Source organism: Corynebacterium sp. MSK008 (assembly GCF_030232585.1).
GTDB lineage: Bacteria > Actinomycetota > Actinomycetes > Mycobacteriales > Mycobacteriaceae > Corynebacterium.
Window position 1 is genome coordinate 84,334 of sequence record NZ_JASPJX010000011.1, and the last position, 20,246, is coordinate 104,579.

The following is a 20,246-nucleotide window of genomic DNA, read 5'->3' on the forward strand; positions in this document are numbered from 1 at the left end:
AATCTGCCGGGCCCGGCTCCCCCACCCAAATTGATTCACCCGCCGGTGAACGGATCCGTTCGTCGATTTCTCCGACCTGGGCAAAATGAACGCATTGCCCACCCGACTAGGTATTTGTTCACTCGGACCGACTTCGCGAGTGAACAAATCCCCCACGCTTCCCAGACACTTCGCGGCGGAATCCGTCATCGCACCCCACCACCAACGGCGAAACCCCCGCCCTGGACGGGAAACGTCCGGGACGGGGGTGACGTCGAAAAGCTCAGGCTTACTCCACGATGGTGGAGCCGCCCTCAGCCTTCGGAGCACGCTTGGAGAACTCGACGGTGTTGGCGGAGCCGCCAGCAGCCTTGATCTTCTCCTCAGCGGACTTGGAGAACTTGTTCGCGGTGACGTTGAGCGCGACGTTGATGTCGCCCTCTGCCAGCACCTTCACCGGCTGCTTCGGGCGAACGAGGCCCTTGGCAACGATGTCGGCGATGGCGATGTCGCCACCCTGCGGGAAGGCCTCTGCCAGATCCGCGACGTTGACCACCTGGTACTCGACGCGGTTCGGGTTCTTGAAGCCCTTCAGCTTCGGCAGACGCATGTGCAGCGGCATCTGGCCACCCTCGAAAGCAGCGGAAACCTGCTTACGAGCCTTGGTGCCCTTGGTGCCGCGACCGGCGGTCTTGCCCTTGGAGGCCTCACCGCGACCAACGCGAGTCTTGGCCTTGTTTGCGCCCTCTGCCGGGCGCAGATCATGGAGCTTGATGATGTCAGCCATGTTGTATCTACTCCCCTGCAACTTCTTCAACGGTGACGAGGTGGCGCACCTTGAGGATCTGGCCGCGGGTAGCAGCGTTGTCCTTCTTCACGACGGACTGGCCGATCTTGCGCAGACCGAGAGCCTCGAGGTTCTTACGGGTAACCGGCTTCTCGCCGATCTTGCCGTGGTGCAACGTAATCTTCAGTGCCATGGTGCTTAGGCCTCCTGACCTGCGCGTGCGCGCAGCATACGAGCCGGTGCAACTTCCTCGACGGACTTGCCACGCTTGGCAGCCACCTCTTCGGGGCGGACAAGCTGCTTCAGGCCTGCGACGGTTGCCTGGACCACGTTCAGGGCGTTGTCCGAGCCAAGGGACTTGGCCAGGATGTCCTGAACACCAGCGCACTCGAGCACCGGACGGACAGCGCCGCCGGCGATCACACCGGTACCCGGAGCAGCCGGGCGCAGCATGACGATGCCCGCGGCCTCTTCTGCCTGAACCGGGTGCGGGATGGTGCCGCCGATCATCGGGACGCGGAAGAAGTTCTTGCGAGCTTCCTCTGCACCCTTCTGGATTGCGGCGGGAACTTCCTTTGCCTTGCCGTAGCCGACGCCGACCATGCCCTCACCGTCGCCGACGACGACGAGTGCGGTGAAGGACATGTTGCGGCCGCCCTTGACGGTCTTGGCAACGCGGTTGATGGTGATGACGCGCTCGATGTACTTATCGCGCTCGTCGTTCTGGTTGTTGCGACGGTCGTCGCGGCGGCCGCGGCCACCACGGTTGCCGCGATCGTTACGGTCGTTGCGGTCGTTCTTGTTCTGGTTGTCGGCGGAGCGCCCGCCGTCACGCCGTTCACGTTCGGCCATTACGCGATCCTTCCGTTGATGGTGATGTTTGCGGTGATCATTAGAACTTCAGACCACCTTCACGAGCTGCTTCAGCCAGGGCCGCGACGCGGCCGTGGTACTTGTAGCCGCCGCGGTCGAAGACGATTGCTTCGATGCCTGCAGCCTTGGCGCGCTCAGCAACGAGCTGGCCAACCTTGGCAGCCTTGTCCTTCTTGTCGCCCTCCAGGTTGCGCACGTCCGGCTCGATGGACGACGCGGAGACCAGGGTGTGGCCCGCGAGGTCGTCGATGACCTGGACGTGGATGTGACGCGAGGAGCGGTGCACAACGAGACGCGGGGTCTCCGGGGTGCCGCGCAGCGTCTTGCGGATGCGGTTGTGGCGACGTGCGCGTGCCTCGCGGCGGCGGGACGAGATGTCCTTGCCAACCGGGGTGCGCTTGGTGTTCTCTGCAGTATTGCTCATGATTACTTACCCGTCTTTCCGACCTTGCGGCGGACCTGCTCGCCGGCGTAACGGATGCCCTTACCCTTGTACGGGTCATCCTTACGCAGACGGCGGATGTTTGCCGCAATCTGGCCAACCTGCTGCTTATCGGAACCTTCGATGGCCAACTTGGTGTTGCCGTCGACGGAGAACGTGACGCCTTCCGGCGCCTCGATCAGGATCGGGTGCGAGTAGCCGAGGGAGAACTCGAGGTCCTTGCCCTTCTGCTGCACGCGGTAGCCGACGCCGAAGATCTCCATGTTGATCTTGTAGCCCTCAGTCACACCCACGACCATGTTGTTGATCAGGGAGCGGGTCAGGCCGTGAAGCGAACGGTTGTCACGGTGGTCGTCCGGACGGGCCACCACGATCTGGTTGTCCTCGACGGAAGCGGTGATCGGTGCCGGCATATCCAGGTCCTTGGTGCCCTTCGGGCCCTTGACCTCGACGTGCTGGCCGTCGATCTTCACCTCGACGTTGTTCGGGATTGCGATGGGTGCATAACCTACACGAGACATAAGTCTTTCAACCTCCCCTTTACCAGACGTAAGCGAGGACTTCCCCGCCTACACCCTTCTCTTGAGCCTGGCGGTCGGTGAGCAGACCGTGGGACGTGGAGATGATTGCCACGCCCAGGCCACCGAGCACCTGAGGCAGGTCGTTGGACTTCGCGTACACGCGCAGGCCCGGCTTGGACACGCGGCGCAGACCAGCGATAGAAGGCTCGCGGGTCGGGCCGTACTTGAGGTTGAGCGTCAGCGACTTGGCGACCTTCTCGTCCTCAACTTTGTAGTCTTCGATGTAGCCTTCCTGCTTCAAGATCTCGGCGATGTTCACCTTGATCTTGGACGAAGGCATAGACACGGTGTCGTGCTGCGCAGTTGCTGCATTGCGCACGCGCGACAGCATGTCCGCGATCGGATCAGTCATGGTCATTGTGGTGACCGTTACCTTTCTCGTTGCGGTTCCCATCCACCGGGTGACCTGCAGCGCGTGAGCGCTTGAGGTCGCGTTTTCCGCATGGTCTGTCGGGGGCTACTCACGCTGCCCACACTCAATAGCGTGGGCCGCTCGCCGCCTCCCTTGCACGCGGTCCGCATCTTGGCGGGGGGCCTGCAACAAAGTTGGATGTTCAAATGTACTTCGGCTTGCGCAGGCCGAATCGTCGGCGCGCAAGTCCGAGGGGGTAACTTACCGCTTTCCTGCACCAATGAGCAAATCGCTTATCGACGGACACCTCCGGCACACCTCCGTGCACAGACCCCATAGACTGCCTTTCTATGGAAACTGCTCTTGCTCAGCTATGTGGAACGCTGGCCGCCACGCGCGAGGCGCGCGAAGCACTGTACGTGTGGTTCCACCAGCATCCCGAGCTGTCGTTGCAGGAGCTGCAGACGTCTTCGAAGATCCGCTCGCGGCTGGATGCGCTGCAGCTGACGCACATGCAGGTTGGTGAGACTGGCACGGTCTGTGTGCTTGAGAACGGCCCTGGCCCGGTGGTTGCTATCCGCGCAGATATCGACGGCCTGCCGGTGCAGGAACGTTCCGGCAAGCCCTACGCCTCCACCGCCACGCAGGTGGATGCTGTCAGCGGGCACGAGGAGCACGTCGCCCACGCCTGCGGGCACGATTTCCACATTATGGGCGTGCTCGGCGCATTAGAGGCGTACGCCACCAACCTGGACTGCTGGAGCGGCACACTGGTGGCGGTGTTCCAGCCTGCGGAGGAGGCCTATGCCGGGTCCCGGGTGATGCTGGCCAACGGCATCAGAGAGGCGATGCCGAAACCGGACGTCTACTTGGGGCAGCACGTACTTCCCATGCTGCCTGCAGGCTGTGTGGGCACGCACCCAGGCCCGTTTATGTCCCAGGCTTTCTCCGCCCAGATCGAGGTCTGGGGCAAAGGCACCCACGGTTCCATGCCGGAAAAGGGCGTGGACCCGATCCTGCTGGCCTCCAACATTGTCACCCGCCTGCACACCGTGGTGGCCCGCGAAATCCAGGCGAAGGACACCGCGGTGCTCACCGTCGGCGCGATCCACTCCGGGGTGAAAGCGAACGTGATCCCGGAAACCGCCGAGCTACGCGTGAACACCCGCGCTTACACCCGCGAGGTCAGCGACACGCTGCGCAGCGCCATCATCCGCATTGTGCGCGGCGAATGCTTCGCGGCCGGTAGCCCCCGGGAGCCGGAAATCACTTTCTACGACGAGTACCCGCTCACGGATAACAACCCCGTGATCACCTCGCAGGTGCGCGACGCCTTCGACGCCCACTTCGCCGACGAGTCCATGGATATCGGCCAAATCCCTGCCTCAGAGGACTTCTCCATCATCCCGGACGCGCTCGGCGTGCCCTACACCTACTGGGGCTTGGGTGGTTTCAAGGACTGGGAAAACGCCCCCGGCAACCACTCCCCGGCCTTCGCTCCGGACCTGCAGCCCACGCTCGACCGCGCGGCCGAAGCCATGATCGTGGCCGCGGCAGCGTGGCTGGTAGACAACGACGGCGTGTAGCTAGAACGGCAGCGCCGGCCGCGAGCGCACCCGCGTTTGCCCGATGTCGGAGCGCTGCCCCGCCTCATGCCCTTGGTCGAACGCATCCGCGTCGAAGGACCGCTTTGACGAGAAGCTTCCTAGAAAGAAGCCCATCTCTGCGGCGAAGTTGTCGCGGGCTTCGGTGGCTTTCTGGAAGTCGTCGACAAGCACGAGCCCATACTCCCCGTCCGATTCCTCCACGGTCTTTTCGGCTTCGGCGAGGCGCGCGCCGATGCTGGCGGCGAAGCCGGACATGAAGCTGCGGCGGCGCACCACCGCCGATTCGCCCCAATGGGTCGCGCGCACCTTTTGCGCATCCGCCAACATCACGGGCAGAAGCAGCGCGTAGAGCATGTCAACCCGCTCCAGGTGCCGCGCGCAGCCGAAGATGACCGCGTCTTTCATACGCGTGGAGTTGTACACGCGCTGCGAAAACCCGGTGCAATGCAGCGCGAATGCGATGGTCAGCAGCAGGTTCGCCTGCATCTCGGTGTAGGAGCCGGCGAACTCGTAGGTGCGCTGGCCCACCTGGTCGCCGTCGTCGGTGTCCAGGTCGCGTTGTTCGTAGCCGTACTCGGCCATGAGCTCGAACGCCCTGGCGTAGAACGCGTCGCCTTCCGGCGTGCCCTCCCGGTCGCGGGCCTGGTTGAGCAGTTTCTGCAGTCGTTGTTTGATCTTGTCTTCGGTACGCATCGGACGCACCCACCCCTTTCTGTGTTCGGATGTGTGGGTGCAGTTGTAGCGGGGCGTCAAGGCGGATGTTTTCGGGCTTGTGGAATTCGCGCTTGCACCCCTGTGGATAACCCGCGTTTTTGCACGTAGATTCGCCGCGAGTTCGCGAGTTAAGCATCCGGCGATACCATCGGTTCCCGTGAGCAGGACCAAACGCAGCTTCGCAGTGACCAAGATTTCCGCCGACGGCACCCGCGACACCCGCGCGGGCCAGGTCGCGGTCGAAGAACCGCTGGAGATTCGGGCCGGTGGCGTGAGCGTCGCAACGCTTATGCGTACCCCGGGCCACGACATCGAGCTCGCGCACGGCCTGCTGCTGGCGCGCGGGACGATCACGCGTGTCGAGGACGTGGTCACCGCCCGCTACTGCGAGGGCGCAATCGGCGGCGAGAACACCTACAACCTGCTGGACGTCCAGCTCGCGCGACCCTCGGCCCCGCAGTTCATCGACCCGATCCCCGGCGACGCGTGCGGTATCTCCGCGGAGCAGCGGGTGCGCGAGCTCGCCGCGAATCTCGACGTGCGCGGCGAGTTCATGAAGCTCGACCCGACCGCGATCTTCGCGCTTCCCGAGGTGCTGTCGCAGCACCGCACGCGTGACCTGCCCACCGCAGTCGCAGGCGACGTCGCGCGCCAGGACCTCGACCCGTTGAACGCCGTGCACAAGATTGCGGGGCACATGCTTCTCGACGCCTCCGCGTCCGCCGCCCTCACCCTCGCAACCGATGCGCAGGTGGGCTTCGAAATCGTGCGTGCCGCCGCAGCCGCTGGATTCGGCGCGGTGGCCACAACTGCCGGCGTAACGTCGATGGCCGTGGAGCTGGCCCGGGCCACCAACACGGTGCTTGTCGGCGAGGTGGGCGAGGAGCGTTTCAGCGTCTACGCGGGGGCTTAAACGGTTTAGCCGGCGAACATCTGCGACGCTTTCACCGCGGTCTCCCACAGCCCGTAGACCAACAGCGCCGCGATAACCAGCGCGAGCACCGTCGCCACCAGCGCGTGGATGGATCCAGCACCGCCACCGGTTGCTGCCGTTGCGGACTCTCTCGCCGACGCACGGTCCGCCTCCACCTTGGCCTGCACCGTCTCCGGATCCTCGAACCACTTACGGGCGACCGGCCGGACCAGCACGTTCGCCACGAGCCCCACCGCGAGCAGCACACACATGATGTAGAGCGAGAGCTGGTAGAGCTCCGGGCCCGAGTTGCCGCGGTTGGCCTGCCGCTCCACCACCGTGTTGATGATCAGTGGCCCCGCTACTCCTGCCGCGGACCAGGCGGTGAGCAACCGTCCGTGGATTGCGCCGACCTGGTAGACCCCGAACAGGTCGCGCAGGTATGCCGGGATGGTGGCGAACCCGCCGCCGTAGAAGGTGAGCAAGATCAGAGTGCTGACCACGAACAACGACAAGCTGGTGTGACCGGCGGATGCCACCACGAAGTAGAAGATCAGGCCAACCCCCAGGTACACCATGTAGATGTTCTTGCGGCCGATCACGTCGGAGGCGGACGACCAGATGAAGCGCCCGCCCATGTTCGCCAGCGACAGCAGGCCGACAAACCCGGCGGCGGCCGCGGCGCTCAGCGCCGGGTAGTAGTCCTGCACCATCGGCGCGGCGTTTTCCAGGATGCCGATGCCGGCGGTGATGTTGCAGAACAGGATCACCCACAGGCACCAAAACTGTGGCGTGCGGATCGCGTTGTTCGCGCTGACGTTGGCACCGACGATGGCGACCTTCGCCGGCTTCGCCTTGATCTTCGGCGCACCCGACGGGGTCCAGTCCGGGTGTGGCAGCCGGATGCAATACGCACCCATCGCGATGACCAGCAGGTACACCACCGCGAGGGTGATAAACGTCGGTTCAAGCCCCGCAGCGCGATCCGCGAGCTCAGCCCCGCCGCCGAACGCCTCCATCAGCCGGTTCGACGCCGGCGAGGCGATCAACGCGCCGCCGCCGAAGCCCATGATCGCCAACCCCGTGGCCAGGCCCGGCCGGTCCGGGAACCACTTCATCAGCGTGGACACGGGCGAGATGTAGCCGATGCCCAAGCCAATTCCGCCGATGAACCCGTAGCCGAAATACACCAGCCAGAGGTTGCCGGTGCTAATCCCCAGTGTGGCCACCAGGAATCCGACCACCCACAGCACGCCTGCCACAGACATCGACGCGCGCGGACCGACCTTTTCCACCCACGAGCCGAACAGTGCAGACGACGTGCCCAACATGCCGATCGCCAGCGAGAAGATCCACCCCACAGCGACTTCCCCCACCCCGAAGTGCTCCATCATCGGCTTCTTAAACACGGAGAACCCGTACACCTGCCCGATGGAGAGGTGGATCGCCAGCGCTGCCGGGACGATGAGCCAGCGGTTGAATTCCTTGGGTGCGATAATCGCACCTCGGGAGAAGAATGACATGGACGCTTCCTGCCGTCTCGCCTGCATAAATTACGAATGGAATCATATCTCGCAGGCGGGCAGAAACTGAAAGCTTCCATTCACACGAGGAGGTCAACGGCCGATGTTCTACGACGAAGCACTCCAACACGCCGGATCCACAACTGCCGCAGCCCTCGGCGCCCTGCAAACCGCGAAAGCATTCCTCCACGGATTCGCCCGCCCCTGCACGGCAAGGTGGCCGGAGGTCACCGCCATCATCAACAGCATCGAGTTCGATGCATCAACGAGGGACTTTTCGCTTCACGACGACGCACGTGCCCGGATGGACACCTGCCTCGACCAACTCGATCACGCAGCTGACGATGCCTGGCCCGACGACCCAGACCCGCTCGACACCATCGCCATCAATGCGCTGGATGCCGTGGCGGACCTCACATCGAACAGGGTGAAATACTGGGAGCAGTTGGGGGTCGCACTGTCGCCCAGCAAAGATGACTATTTCAACTTCATCCGCCTGCTCGCTGCCGCACGCAGCCGGGTCACCGGCGAAACGCTCCACTTCGCCGAGATCGACGACGTGGGCAACCTGTTCGTCTTCGAAGACTTCTTGCCGCCGGTGCTCGCGGAGGACGAAACTGACTTAGCAGACACCATGCTCGAACCCGCGGGCGTCGATAGGCACAGCGTCACCGTGGCCAACGAACCTGGAGTGGTGTCGATTGTTGGCCCCGTAGAGACAGTGCGGAAGATCTACGAGGCAAACGTGCAAGCCGAAGCCGCTGCGGCAGCCGCGCGCACCACCTCCCCCGCCCAACCTGCCGAGGACCGCGCGGGGTACGAGCCGCTCGTCGACTTCACCACAGACTGCCCGTTAAAGTTCGAGGAGGTGCTGGACGCGATGGGAAATCCCGAGCCGACCCCCATCATCGACCGCATGAATTGGGACGAGTTCCTCGGAAACGGGTACCAGGCGACGCTGCCGCTGGCCGGCCAATCGTTTGCCGCTAGGGCCACCGAGAAGGACGGTGCGGTGACCGAACTCGAGATCAGCCCGCACAACAACGCCAGTTTCCTGGGCATCCCGTTCCACATCCCGACCTCGAGGTTCACCGAGAAGCTCGACGACCTCGACATCCCCTGGGCCGACGACGGGCGTGCAGGAATTGTCCTCTACGAGCACTGGGTCACCCTTTACAACCACGACGGCCGGATTGAAGCCGTCCTGTGGCACAACCCGGAAACCCTCACCGACATAGAGCTGCTCGACCTCGCGTTCCCGCCTGACTCCACCCGCAAACCTCGTTAGTCGCACCTCAGGCGGCGTCCAACCCACCCCCAACACGCGCAAAACGCCCCCGGCTCAGAAAGAACCGGGGGCGCAAAGCAGCTCAAGCTGCCTAGATGTCAGGCAAAGCGCTTATGCGCGCTTCATCTTGCCGTCCTTGTCAGCGAACGGGAAGCCGAGGTGCGTCAGCAGTGCGCGACCCTCGTCGTCGTTCGTGGCGGTGGTCACGAGCGTGATGTCCATGCCGCGGACGCGATCGATCTTGTCAATGTCGATCTCGTAGAACATGGTCTGCTCGGACAGGCCGAAGGTGTAGTTGCCGCTGCCGTCGAACTGCTTGTCGTTCAGGCCGCGGAAGTCGCGAATACGCGGCAGAGCCACGGTCAGCAGACGGTCCAGGAACTCCCACATGCGGTCGCCGCGGAGGGTGACCTTCGCGCCGATCGGCATGCCTTCGCGGAGCTTGAAGTTAGCGATGGACTTCTTCGCGCGACGCAGCTGCGGCTTCTGGCCGGTGATCGCGGTGAGGTCCTCGAGCGCGCCGTTGATGACCTTGGAGTCGCGGGCTGCGTCGCCCACACCCATGTTCACAACGATCTTGGTCAGGCCCGGGATCTGCATGACGTTGTCGTAAGAGAACTGGTCGTTCAGCTTGGTGCGGATCTCGTCCTGGTAACGCGTCTTCAGGCGGGGGGTGTACTGAGTTGCTTCAGTCATCTTAGATGTCCTTCCCGTTCGACTTGGCCACGCGGACCTTCTTGCCGTCCTCGTCGAAGCGGAAGCCGACGCGGGTCGGCTTGCCGTCGGAGTCCAGGATCATCACGTTGGACACGTGGATCGGGGCTTCCTGGGTGACAATGCCGCCGGACTCGGCGCCGCGCTCCGTGTAGGAGTTGGCGACGTGCTTCTTGATGCGGTTCACGCCCTCGACCAGGACCTTGTCACGCTGCGGGTACGCCTCGATGACGCGACCCTGAGCGCCCTTGTCCTTGCCGGCGATGACCTGGACCATATCGCCCTTCTTGATCTTCATAAGTTAGATCACCTCCGGTGCGAGAGACACGATCTTCATGAAGCGCTTGTCGCGCAGCTCACGAGCGACCGGGCCGAAGATGCGGGTGCCGCGCGGCTCGGTGTCGTTCTTGATGATGACGGCAGCGTTCTCGTCGAAGGAGATGTAGGAGCCGTCCGGGCGACGGGTTTCCTTCTTGGCGCGCACGATGACGGCCTTGACGACCTCACCCTCCTTAACGTTGCCGCCCGGGGCTGCTTCCTTCACGGTGGCGACAATCGTGTCGCCGATGCCGGCGAAGCGTCGAACAGAACCGCCGAGAACGTTGATGCACAGAATTTCGCGTGCACCAGTGTTGTCGGCGACCTTCAGACGCGATTCTTTCTGAATCACAGTTGGTCTCCTGACCTGGATCAATGTGCGCCAGATTTCCGTCCTGTACGCACGTGGTCAATGCTTTCGGTGCCTATTGCTTATCGACGAACCACCACATGGTCGAAGGGTCTCGGATGCTCAGCTCGGAAACGCGCGTCGCAACCGACCAGCAGTAGACAACTGAGGTATTCAACCACGAGCTGGGCAAATTCCAAAATCCCGCGTTCGCCTGAGACGCACATCACTAACCCGGCGCATAAATAGCATCTTTCACACCATTCCTGTAATTTTTATGGGCGTGAGCTTCCATGAGTCAGCCCCCAAGTCCATCCAGAACAAGCTGGACCTCTTTAACAAAGAGCCCGTGCGGTTCGCGGTGAGAGCGATCCTCGCGGGCGTGTTCCTGGGCATCATGACGGCGTTCGCCGCTAACACCGCGACGGTGGTTGAGTCCATCGCACCAGGGGCGGGCAGGTACGCGTTCGCCTCCATCTTCGCCTCTACCCTGTACGTCATCGTGGTGCTGCAGGGAGAGCTTGCCACCGGCGACATGATGTTCATGACATACGGGGCGATTCACAAGAAGAACACGATCCTCAAGGGTCTCGCCATCGTGTGCTTTGTCACCCTTTTCAATCTCATCGGCGGCGTGCTGGTGACCTCCATGATCGCCTCCACCACGATCGGAGAAGCGGTGACGACGGATAGTTTCATCTACCAGTTGATCGTGTCCAAACTTGAAAAGCCGTCCGGCAAGCTCTTCATCGAGGCGATCCTGGCCAACATGGTGGTCAACATCGCGTTCATGCTGACAACACAGGCAGGCAAGGACTTTACGGCCAAGCTGCTCGGCGTCGTCGTGGTCGTCCCGGCGTTTGCGGCGATGAGCTACGAGCACTCCATCGCCAACTTCGTCCTGACATCTCTGACCGGCTTCGAGTTCGGGCCCGAGAATATCCCCGGCTACACCTGGGACAACATCCTGCGCCACTGGACAATCGTGTGGGTGGGCAACTTGATCGGCGGCGGCCTCATCATGGGCGGCATTTACGGCTGGCTCAACCTGACCAAGACGGACTACAAGGACTAGTCCCCCGCCGTCTGCCAGAATGGGACGGGTGAATACACCTGTTTCCCATTCGGCTCCAGATGTCCTTCAGGCCGTGCGCGGCGTGCGCGACGCGGTGGCGGATACGGCGCTGCCTGTCGACGTCGCTCCCGAAGCCCGCGCCATAGTCAACCAGCTCGACGACTATGTGCTGCCGCGCCTTGCCAACCTCGACGCTCCCCTGCTCGCCGTCATCGGCGGCTCCACCGGCTCCGGCAAGTCCACCCTTGTCAACGCGCTTTTGCGCGAGCGGGTGTCCAACCCGGGTGTCATCCGCCCCACCACCCGCCAGCCGGTGCTGGTGGCCAACCCGGGCGACGCGGACTGGTTCAACTCCCCGCAGGTGCTGCCCGGCCTCGCCCGCTCCCACGGCGCGGGCGACGAGCGCTCCACCACCCTGCGTGTGGTGGACACGCCCCGCATCCCAGAGGGCTTGGCGCTTCTCGACGCCCCCGATTTCGACTCCATCGACGACCAGAACCGGGCACTGGCGTCGCAACTCCTCGCCGCCGCGGACCTGTGGATCTTTGTCACCACCCCGGCGCGCTACGCCGATCAGCTGGTGTGGAACTTCCTCAACGATGCCGCCGGCCGCGGCATCGAGGTTGTGGTGGTGCTCAACCGCCTCGACGAAAAAGCCGCGGAGACGGTGCCGGACGACCTGCGCCGCATGATGAACGACGCCGGGCTGTCCAAGGCCACCGTATTTACCGTCCCGTTCGTGGCGGACCTGGGTGGCGAACGGGCCGGCGAGTTCCTGGGCGAGGAGCTGGTCGCGCCGCTTCGCGAGTACCTGACCACGCTCGCAGACGACACGGCCGCCCGGCGCGACGTCGCCGGCAAGACCGTCGCGGGCGCGGTGGAATCGGCGCTGGCCCGCGTGGATGCCCTGGTGGGCCGACGCGAGCGACAGGAGAACTTTGCCAACCAGTTGGACGAGTCGATCCACGAGTTCTACACCGCCGCGAACCGGCATGTCATCGATGCCACCTCCGATGGCAAGTTGCTGCGCTCGGAGGTGATGGACCGCTGGCAGGACGTCATCGGCACCTCGGATGTGTTCCGCGGCTTCGAGCGCTGGTTCTCCAGCGCCGTGGACAAGGTGGGCAGCTTCTTCACCGGCCAGCCCGCACCGCTTCGCGAGGTGGAAACTGAAATCGAGTCCGGCCTGCACGCCGTGATCGTGGACGCCGCCGAGACCGCCGCGTCGCGCGCGTGGTCCCACACCGGATCGGTGGCCCCGGAGCTGCGCGCGGACGCGGACCCAGCACTGGCCCGCGCCAGCGTCGACATCTCCGATAAGGCCGCGCAGCTGGTGCGCGACTGGCAAAAGGACATGGTGCAGCACATCCAGGACACCGCGGGCGACAAGCGCCAGCGCGCCCGCATCATGTCCTTCGGCCTGAACGTGGTCACCGTGGCGCTGATGCTGGTGGTCTTCGCCTCGACGGCGGGTATTACCGGCGGCGAGGTGGCCATCGCGGGCGGATCCGCCGTGGTGGGCCAGAAGCTTTTGGAGACCATCTTCGGCGAGGAGACGGTGCGCCGCATGGTCGTCCAAGCACGCGAGGATCTGAACCAGCGTCTGGGCGAGCTCTTCGCCGCGGAGCGCGACCGCTACCACGCACTGACGGATCCCCTGCTCGAGGGCGCGACCGCAGAGCAGATGCGGGAGGCTTCCGCGGAGGCGAAGCGCGCTGTGGACGTGAAGCTCCTTGGGCTCGTCGATAGGCAAGACGCCCCGCAGCTGCCCGCACAGCAGGAGGACGTGCAGGACAGCTTCGAGCGCGGCACGCTGCGCGGGCTGTTCGACCAGTTGCGCGGCAACTTCGGCAAGGGGGACGGCAATGTTTAGGAAGAAGACTGGCCTGACCGAGCGGCTGGAGGCGCTCGAGGAGGCCGCGCAGATCGGCGCGCCCTACCTTTCACCTACCAACCGCGAGGGCCTCGAGCGCGTGGCAAGGGCGGGCGCGGAACGCCGCGCGCTGTCCGGCGACCACACCGTGGTGGGCTTTTTCGGCGCCACCGGCTCCGGCAAGACCTCGCTGTTCAACGCGGTTGTGGGCGAGGATCTGGGCAAGGCGGCGGCGCGCCGCCCCACCACCTCCTCGCCGCTGGCCGCGATCTGGGAGCCGGACGGCTCCGATGAGCTTTTGGATTGGCTGGGCGTGGAGGACCGCCGCGCCCGCCAAGGCGAGTTCGCCCGCGGCGCAGGCCCGCTGATCCTGCTGGACCTGCCCGATTTCGACTCGGTGGAGGCGTCCAACCGCGCCATCGCCGAGCGCCTTGCCGGCCAGGTGGACGTGCTGGTGTGGGTCTCCGACCCGGAGAAGTACGCGGATTCCGTCATCCACGACCAGTTCATCCGCCCGCACGCCAACCACTCGGCCGTGACGTTGGCGGTGCTGAACAAGTCCGATCTGCTCGCCGCGGGCGATGTCGGCACCGTCGCGGACTCGTACGCGGGGCTGTTGCGTGACGACGGCCTCACCAACGTCCAGGTCGTCCCCACCTCCACCCTGACGGGCGCCGGAATCGAGGACCTGCGCGCCGCGATCGCGAAGGTGGCCAAGGCGCACACGGCGCAGACCGCGCGCATCGAGGCGGACATCCGCTCTGTTGCCGAGGGGTATGCCGGGGTGAGGGGTGCCGGAGGCGTCGCAAAGAATGCGAAACGCGACATGGATGCCGTGCTGGCGCAGGCCGCCGGCGCAGACCGCATCGCGGAGACCACCGCCGCGGCCTACCGCAAGCGGCTGCGCGAACGCACCGGGTGGCTGCTGACCTCCTGGATCACCCGCTTCAAGCCCGACCCGCTGCGCCGACTGGGGCTGCGCGAAGCATCCGACGAGATCGGGGTGCACCGCAGCTCCATGCCTGAGCTCGACGCCGCGTCGAAGGCCGTGGCCAACCGGGGCGTGCGCGACTACGCGGGCGCCGTGGCCGACGGGCTGCCGCACGAGTGGTCCGCCGCCGTGGCCGACCGCGCCGAGGAGGTCTCCGCCGGCCTGCCCGCGGAGCTGGACCGCGCCGTGGCCCGCACCACGCTGCCCGCGGAACCGTCCAAGGGCTGGTCGCTACTCACCGTGATCCAGTGGCTGGCGCTGCTGGCTGCCCTGGTGGGCGTGCTGTGGTACCTGCTTGTCGCGTTTGTTCCGGGCGTGCTCACTCCCCTGCTCGGCGGCGACCTCGTCCCCGACGTGGAGGGCTGGCCCATTCCGACGCTTTTGATCATGGCGGGGCTGCTCACCGGCCTGGTTATCGGCCTGATCTCCGCGGTGTTCGGCGGGATGCTCGGCTCCGGTGTGAAGCGGCGCACCCGCTCGGCGGTGCAGAAGCAGGTCGCCGAGGTTTCCCAGACCGCGGTGGTGGAGCCGCTTCTGGCCATCCGGGAGGACTACTCCCGCTTCGCGGAACGCATCGCCGTAGCCGCCGGGTAGTTTCCCGGTACGGTCGGCGGGCATGGCACGAATTCCCAGAGTCCTGTCCATCGCCGGCACCGACCCCACCGGCGGCGCCGGCATCCAGGCCGACCTGAAGTCCATCGCGGCGGCCGGTGGCTACGGCATGTGCGTGACCACCGCCCTGGTGGCGCAAAACACCCAGGGTGTGCGCGAGATCCACACGCCTCCGCAATCGTTTCTGCGCGCGCAGCTCGACGCCGTGTTCGACGACGTTGAGGTCGACGCCGTGAAGATCGGCATGCTCGGCGACGCCGAAACCACCAACACCATCGCCGACTACCTCACTGCCCACCCGGTGCCGGTCGTGGTGGTGGACCCGGTGATGGTGGCCACCTCCGGCGACCGCCTGCTGTCCACCGACGCCGAGGAGGCACTGCGCGAGCTTGTCCGCGACCACGCCACCGTGCTCACCCCGAACCTGCCGGAGCTGGCGGTGCTCACCGGCCAGCCCGAGCCGGATTCCTTCGAGGCGGCGGTCGAGCTGGGACGCACATACGCTGCAGCTGCGGACGTTAACGTGCTGGTCAAAGGCGGTCACCTCAAGGGCGACCGCGCCTCCAACGCGCTAGTCACCCCCGGCGGCGAGGCCCACGTCGCCGAGGTGCCGCGCGTGGACACCAACAACACCCACGGCACCGGCTGCTCCCTATCCTCCGCGCTGGCAACACGCATGGCACTCGGCAGCGCCACTGACGCCGTTACCTGGGCATCCGAGTGGCTCCACGAGGCGATCGCCCACGCCGACGAGCTCCACGTCGGCCAAGGCCACGGGCCGGTGCACCACTTCCACCGCCTCTACCGGCTCGCGGGCGGGGTCTGAGCCTCAGCCGCCACAGGCTTCGGCTCCTTCGGCTCCACAGAAAACAGCTTTTCGCCGGCGCTGACACTGCCAGGCAGAAATAGCCCCGGCAGAACCTCGCCGACCTTCTTCGTGTTGGACACCACCACCGGGGTGGTCACCTCGTAGCCGGCGGCCTCGATGCCGCCGATGTCGAAGGTGGCCAGCAGGTCGCCCGCGCGCACCTCGTCGCCCTTCTTCACTTGCGGGGTGAAGTGCTCACCCTTGAGGTTCACGGTGTCGAAGCCGATGTGCATCAACACGTCCACAGGCTTGCCATCGGAGCCGGTGCCGCGCACCGCGTAGGCGTGGGCGGACGGGAAGGTGACCACCACTTTGCCGTCGAGGGGCGAGCGCAGCTCCCCCACCGTCGGGCGGATCGCCACGCCCCCGCCGAGTTTGGCCTGGGCGAACATCGGGTCGGAGACGTCCGTCAACGGCAGCGCCTCGCCGGTCAGCGGGGCCGCAACCGGCAGCGCGTCCGCGGACGCCTCGCGCAGCGTGGCCACCGCGGCGGCGTCGGCGCGCGAATCCTCCGGCGCGTCCGGGTCGATCGTCCCCTGCTTGCCCACCAGGTAGCGGCCGTAACCGTAGGCCGCCGCGAACGCGATAACGAACGTCACGGCGGCAAGCGCCAGGAACGTCGGCATGTCGCCGGGGCGCATGGACACAACTCCGATGAAGCCGGCGGCGCCTAATGCGGTGGCCTTGACGTCGAAAAGCGCGATCAGCATCGCACCAACGGCAGCCGCGCCCATGCCGATGTAGAACGGCCAGCGCAAACGCAGGTTCACACCGAAGATCGCCGGCTCGGTGATGCCGAAGACAGCCGAGACACCCGAGGACCCAGCCAGGCCCTTGAGCTTGGCATTGCGCGCCAAGAAGTACACGGCCAGCGCCACCGCGCCCTGCGCGATGTTGGCCATGGACGCCGTGGGGAAGATAAACGAGCCACCCTGGTTGAACAGCTCCAGCTCAATCGGCGGGAAGGACTGATGCAGTCCCGTGATCACGATCGGCGAGTACACCAGGCCGAACAGGAACCCGCCCACCGGGCCGCCCAGGTCGTACAGGCTGGCCAGGCCGTGAATGAGCAGGTCGCCGAGCCAGCGCACGAACGGGCCGACAGCGATGAAGGTGATAAACCCGGTGATCAGCAGCGTGGCCAGCGGGGTGATCAAGAAGTCCGCGGTGCCCTTCAGTCGGCGGTGGAACCACTTCTCAATCGTGGCCAGAATCCACGCGACAGCCAGCACCGGAAGCACAGCGCCCTGGTAGCCGCCCTGCGCCACCGGGAAGCCGAACAGGTCCCAGTACGGCATGGTCCCTTCCGCCATGGACGTGGCCACGTCGTAGCCGTTGACCAGCGCGGGGTGCACCATCGCCATGCCCATGCCGGCGCCCAAGTACTCGTTGCCGCCGAAGCGCTTCGTCGCGGAAAAACCCACCAGCACCGGCAAGAACGCAAACGGCGCGGACGACAGCACGTTGATGATCTCGGTCAGCCCCTGGATCTGCGGGAACATCCCCACCAGGGAATCGTCTCCGAACAGCCCCTCCGCGGTGAGCACGTTGTTCAGCGCCATGAGCAGGCCGCCGCCAACCAGGATCGGAATCAGCGGCACGAAGATGTCGGAAAACACCTTGATAAAGCGGGTGAACCAGCTGCCCTGGTCCGCCGCCACGCTTTTCAGCTCCTCGGTGGAGACCGCAATGCTTCTCGACGTCATCCCGTCCATCGCCGCAAACACCCTGTCCACGTCGCCAGGGCCGACAATGATCTGGTACATGCCGCCGGTTTCGAACACGCCCTTGAGATCAGGGTCGTTTTCCAGGGCGGTGGTATCCGCCAGCGATGAATCTTTCAGCACCATCCGCAGACGCGTGGCGCAGTGCGCCGCGCCGACGATGTTGTCCTCACCGCCCACGGCGGCCAGCACTCGGCCGGCCACGTCCTTATGTTGCACAGTTGTTCCTTCCTATTGAGGTGTTAGCGCCGACCACTGCGCCCCACCGGGAGCAAAGACGGCAAAAGAAAACGCGACTTCCCCGTCGCCCGCGGTGCACTCCACCGCCGCGCCGTCCGCGGTAAGCACCAGCTCACCTGCGGCGCACTCGGCCCACCGGATACGCCCGCCCACGTCAACCAACACGGTGCCGCGCCCTTTTCCGTCCGGACGCCAGGTCACTGTGGCGCACGTGTGCTCCCCCTCGGGGACGAGGTCCGCCGCCCAGGGGGCGTCCCCCAGCGCCACCCGCTCGACGAGCATGTCGTGGGCGTCCGGGATCTGCAGGGCGGTGGCCAGGTGGCCGTCGATAAGCAAAAGCTCCCTGACCAGCGTGAGCTGATGCACCCACCCCTCCGCGGGGAAGGTGGGGGTGTCGTCGCGCGCGGGCAGCCCCATCCAGCCGAGCATGAGCGCGCCGCCGTTGTTGTCGCTGATGAGCTGCGGCGCATAAAACTCCGAGCCGTAATCCAGCGGGGTGAAATCCCGCTCGACCTCGACCCGCAGGCCTTCAAGCTTGCCCACGACGTACCCGCAATCGTCCGAATCCGGAAACTGCGGGCAAAACACGAACACGTCGCGCATCTCGCCCGTGGCCTGATCGCGCATCCGCAGCAGGTTGGGGCACTCCCACATGTAGGCCGAGGCGACGTTGTAGTTCAGGCCCGCGAACTCGATCTCGCCGGCGAACTGCCACGTGTCCAAGTCGTCCGAGGTGTAGAGCACAGCCGCGCCGGTGCCGTTGTCGCGCTGGGCGCCCAGCACCATCCGCCATGTGCCGTCCGGTGCCTGGGTGACGTGCGGGTCGCGGTAGTGCGCGGTGTAGCCGTCGGCGGGGCCGTCGATCGCGGGGTTGGTGTCGCGGCGACGGTAGATTCCGCCCATGGGGCCTTCGATGTCGTCCACATCCACGATGTTCTGGCTGGTCAACCGCTTTCCGTCGCGTTTGATGTTGCCGGTGTAAAACAGGCGGATCTGGCCGTCGTGCACCACGCCCGAGCCGGAGTAGCAGCCGTTCTCGTCGTACGACACGCCCGGGTAGAGCGCGTCCGGGAGATGCCGCCACACGCCCGAACCCAACGTGGTCACGGCATGCCCCCAGCCGGTGCGTTTGGGCTGGGCGGGAAAACTCGGGTCGTGCTGGTAAAACACATGCAGCTCATCGCCGAGCAACATCATCCCGTTCGGGTCGTTGAGCCTGCCTTGAGGCGCGGTGAGGTGGTGTTTCGGCCGGTACGACATGTGTTTATTCTATGACGCATGATCACCGTGTACGGCGAAGCCCTGGTCGACCTCGTGCCGTCCGCCCCCGGCCCACTCGCACCGCTGACCCCGGCGCTCGGCGGCGGCCCGTTCAACGTGGCCCGCGCGCTGGGGCGCTTCGGGGCTTCAGTGGCTTTCCAGTCGCGCCTCTCCTCCGACGCGTACGGCGCGGCGCTGCGGCAATCGCTCCTCGACGCCGACGTCGACCTCTCGCTGTGCCCCAGCGGTGAGGAACCCACCCCGCTTGCAGTCACCGCATTGCGTGACGACGGCTCCGCCTCCTACACCTTCTACGTCAACGGCACCGCGGACCGGCTCGCCGAACCGGAGCCGGTCGAGGACGGCTACGCGGTGTTTGGCACGTTGTCCCTGGCCCTGGAACCCGGCTCGCTGCGCTACGCCGAAGCCGCGCGAGTCAGCGCCGACAACGGCGCGACCGTATGCCTGGACCCCAACCTACGGCCCGCGTTTTCCTCCGAAAAGCACCGCCTGTTCCTGCGCGGGCTTCTGGAATCGGTGACGGTGCTAAAGCTTTCCGACGAGGAAGTCGACTTCCTCGGCGATACCTCGGACGTGCCCGTCGTAGTGACCACCCTCGGCGGCGACGGCATCCGCGTCCGCGCACCGTTCGGTTCCGTGGAGGTGCGGGCCCCCGCCGTGGAAGTCGCGGACACCATCGGCGCCGGCGACACCATCATGGCCGCGCTGGTCCACCAGTTCGACGCCCGCGGCCTCGACCGTTCCGCGCTGCTGGCGCTGGGCGAAGGCGAGTGGCGCGAGATCCTGGACTTCGCCGCCCGCGCCGCCGCCATCACTGTCTCCCGCACCGGCGCCGACACGCCGTACCTGCACGAACTGGCGTAAGCGCGGGTCTGCGCGGGTCTGCGCGGGTCTGTTTGGTCTGCGCCGGATTCCTGTCTGGCACCGTCTTCTCCCCCCGGCGCGCGGATCTGCTAGTTCCCCGCCCCGCCCTCCTCCAGGCAACTAGCAGATCACGCTCTTACCGACAACGCCTTTCAACACCACCTGCACAAACAAAAACTTGGACAGTTGATCTGCTAGTGCTGTCATGTCTTGACACTTTTTGGACATGGAGTCTGGTGAGTTTTTGGACGTGGAGTCTGGTCACTTATTGGACATCA

At 65.3% G+C, this 20,246-nt stretch carries 21 protein-coding genes; 8 read left to right on the forward strand and 13 right to left on the reverse strand.

Going from position 1 to position 20,246, the window contains the following annotated elements; all coding sequences use genetic code 11:
* Positions 1 to 268: 268 nt before the first annotated feature.
* The 6 genes from rplO to rpsH are packed head-to-tail and all read right to left on the reverse strand — an operon-like array spanning position 269 to position 3,020.
* A complete protein-coding gene (rplO, locus tag QP996_RS09735; RefSeq protein ID WP_284872439.1) occupies positions 269 to 766 on the reverse strand; it encodes a 50S ribosomal protein L15 in 498 nt (165 codons plus the stop codon).
* Between the two features lie 7 nt (positions 767 to 773).
* On the reverse strand, positions 774 to 959 hold the full coding sequence (gene rpmD, locus QP996_RS09740; RefSeq protein WP_034997282.1) for a 50S ribosomal protein L30: 186 nt from the start codon (positions 957 to 959) through the stop codon (positions 774 to 776).
* Between the two features lie 5 nt (positions 960 to 964).
* Entirely contained in the window at positions 965 to 1,618 is a 654-nt protein-coding gene (rpsE, locus tag QP996_RS09745; protein WP_284872440.1) for a 30S ribosomal protein S5, read from the reverse strand.
* A gap of 40 nt (positions 1,619 to 1,658) precedes the next feature.
* Positions 1,659 to 2,063 (reverse strand): 50S ribosomal protein L18, encoded by a 405-nt coding sequence (rplR, locus tag QP996_RS09750; protein ID WP_038609691.1) that lies wholly within the window; start codon positions 2,061 to 2,063, stop codon positions 1,659 to 1,661.
* 2 nt (positions 2,064 to 2,065) lie between these two features.
* On the reverse strand, positions 2,066 to 2,602 hold the full coding sequence (gene rplF / locus QP996_RS09755; RefSeq protein WP_284872441.1) for a 50S ribosomal protein L6: 537 nt from the start codon (positions 2,600 to 2,602) through the stop codon (positions 2,066 to 2,068).
* Positions 2,603 to 2,621: 19 nt separating this feature from the next.
* A complete protein-coding gene (rpsH, locus tag QP996_RS09760) occupies positions 2,622 to 3,020 on the reverse strand; it encodes a 30S ribosomal protein S8 (RefSeq protein WP_284872442.1) in 399 nt (132 codons plus the stop codon).
* A 344-nt stretch (positions 3,021 to 3,364) separates the two neighbouring features.
* On the opposite strand from rpsH, the gene QP996_RS09765 reads away from it, so the two are divergent.
* The gene (locus QP996_RS09765) at positions 3,365 to 4,600 is read left to right on the forward strand and encodes an amidohydrolase (RefSeq protein ID WP_284872443.1); all 1,236 of its coding nucleotides are present in this window, start codon (positions 3,365 to 3,367) and stop codon (positions 4,598 to 4,600) included.
* Here QP996_RS09765 and QP996_RS09770 read toward each other — a convergent pair whose 3' ends face one another.
* Positions 4,601 to 5,314 (reverse strand): DUF2786 domain-containing protein, encoded by a 714-nt coding sequence (locus QP996_RS09770; RefSeq protein WP_284872444.1) that lies wholly within the window; start codon positions 5,312 to 5,314, stop codon positions 4,601 to 4,603.
* A 178-nt stretch (positions 5,315 to 5,492) separates the two neighbouring features.
* Here QP996_RS09770 and QP996_RS09775 point away from each other — a divergent pair, with 178 nt between their 5' ends.
* Positions 5,493 to 6,248 (forward strand): formate dehydrogenase accessory sulfurtransferase FdhD, encoded by a 756-nt coding sequence (locus tag QP996_RS09775; protein WP_284872445.1) that lies wholly within the window; start codon positions 5,493 to 5,495, stop codon positions 6,246 to 6,248.
* 5 nt (positions 6,249 to 6,253) lie between these two features.
* On the opposite strand, the gene QP996_RS09780 is transcribed toward QP996_RS09775, so the two are convergent.
* Positions 6,254 to 7,771, reverse strand: coding sequence for an OFA family MFS transporter (locus QP996_RS09780; protein ID WP_284872446.1), 1,518 nt, complete (start codon positions 7,769 to 7,771; stop codon positions 6,254 to 6,256).
* A gap of 103 nt (positions 7,772 to 7,874) precedes the next feature.
* On the opposite strand from QP996_RS09780, the gene QP996_RS09785 reads away from it, so the two are divergent.
* Positions 7,875 to 9,059: a hypothetical protein gene (locus QP996_RS09785; RefSeq protein WP_284872447.1), complete on the forward strand. Its 1,185-nt coding sequence runs from the start codon at positions 7,875 to 7,877 to the stop codon at positions 9,057 to 9,059.
* A 111-nt stretch (positions 9,060 to 9,170) separates the two neighbouring features.
* Here the strand turns inward: QP996_RS09785 and rplE are convergent, their stop codons facing one another.
* From rplE to rplN, 3 genes are read right to left on the reverse strand one after another with little or no spacing between them, the layout of a single operon-like run.
* Positions 9,171 to 9,755: a 50S ribosomal protein L5 gene (rplE, locus tag QP996_RS09790; RefSeq protein ID WP_284872448.1), complete on the reverse strand. Its 585-nt coding sequence runs from the start codon at positions 9,753 to 9,755 to the stop codon at positions 9,171 to 9,173.
* 1 nt (position 9,756) lies between these two features.
* Positions 9,757 to 10,071 (reverse strand): 50S ribosomal protein L24, encoded by a 315-nt coding sequence (gene rplX / locus QP996_RS09795; RefSeq protein WP_284872449.1) that lies wholly within the window; start codon positions 10,069 to 10,071, stop codon positions 9,757 to 9,759.
* A 3-nt stretch (positions 10,072 to 10,074) separates the two neighbouring features.
* Entirely contained in the window at positions 10,075 to 10,443 is a 369-nt protein-coding gene (rplN, locus tag QP996_RS09800; RefSeq protein WP_070474984.1) for a 50S ribosomal protein L14, read from the reverse strand.
* 280 nt (positions 10,444 to 10,723) lie between these two features.
* Between rplN and QP996_RS09805 the strand changes: the two genes are divergently transcribed.
* The 4 genes from QP996_RS09805 to thiD are packed head-to-tail and all read left to right on the forward strand — an operon-like array spanning position 10,724 to position 15,817.
* Positions 10,724 to 11,515, forward strand: coding sequence for a formate/nitrite transporter family protein (locus QP996_RS09805; RefSeq protein WP_284872450.1), 792 nt, complete (start codon positions 10,724 to 10,726; stop codon positions 11,513 to 11,515).
* A gap of 28 nt (positions 11,516 to 11,543) precedes the next feature.
* Positions 11,544 to 13,388: a GTPase gene (locus QP996_RS09810; protein WP_284872451.1), complete on the forward strand. Its 1,845-nt coding sequence runs from the start codon at positions 11,544 to 11,546 to the stop codon at positions 13,386 to 13,388.
* The gene (locus tag QP996_RS09815; protein ID WP_284872452.1) at positions 13,381 to 14,973 is read left to right on the forward strand and encodes a GTPase; all 1,593 of its coding nucleotides are present in this window, start codon (positions 13,381 to 13,383) and stop codon (positions 14,971 to 14,973) included. Before QP996_RS09810 ends, QP996_RS09815 begins: the two co-directional genes overlap by 8 nt.
* A gap of 22 nt (positions 14,974 to 14,995) precedes the next feature.
* Positions 14,996 to 15,817, forward strand: coding sequence for a bifunctional hydroxymethylpyrimidine kinase/phosphomethylpyrimidine kinase (gene thiD / locus QP996_RS09820; protein WP_350309515.1), 822 nt, complete (start codon positions 14,996 to 14,998; stop codon positions 15,815 to 15,817).
* Here the strand turns inward: thiD and QP996_RS09825 are convergent.
* Both QP996_RS09825 and QP996_RS09830 read right to left on the reverse strand, forming a co-directional pair.
* Positions 15,793 to 17,802: a sucrose-specific PTS transporter subunit IIBC gene (locus QP996_RS09825; protein WP_284872453.1), complete on the reverse strand. Its 2,010-nt coding sequence runs from the start codon at positions 17,800 to 17,802 to the stop codon at positions 15,793 to 15,795. The two genes, thiD and QP996_RS09825, sit on opposite strands and share 25 nt — an antisense overlap.
* Positions 17,803 to 17,814: 12 nt before the next feature.
* Positions 17,815 to 19,083: a glycoside hydrolase family 32 protein gene (locus QP996_RS09830; protein WP_284872454.1), complete on the reverse strand. Its 1,269-nt coding sequence runs from the start codon at positions 19,081 to 19,083 to the stop codon at positions 17,815 to 17,817.
* Between the two features lie 18 nt (positions 19,084 to 19,101).
* Between QP996_RS09830 and QP996_RS09835 the strand changes: the two genes are divergently transcribed.
* The gene (locus QP996_RS09835; RefSeq protein ID WP_284872455.1) at positions 19,102 to 19,968 is read left to right on the forward strand and encodes a carbohydrate kinase family protein; all 867 of its coding nucleotides are present in this window, start codon (positions 19,102 to 19,104) and stop codon (positions 19,966 to 19,968) included.
* The last annotated feature ends 278 nt before the right edge of the window (positions 19,969 to 20,246 follow it).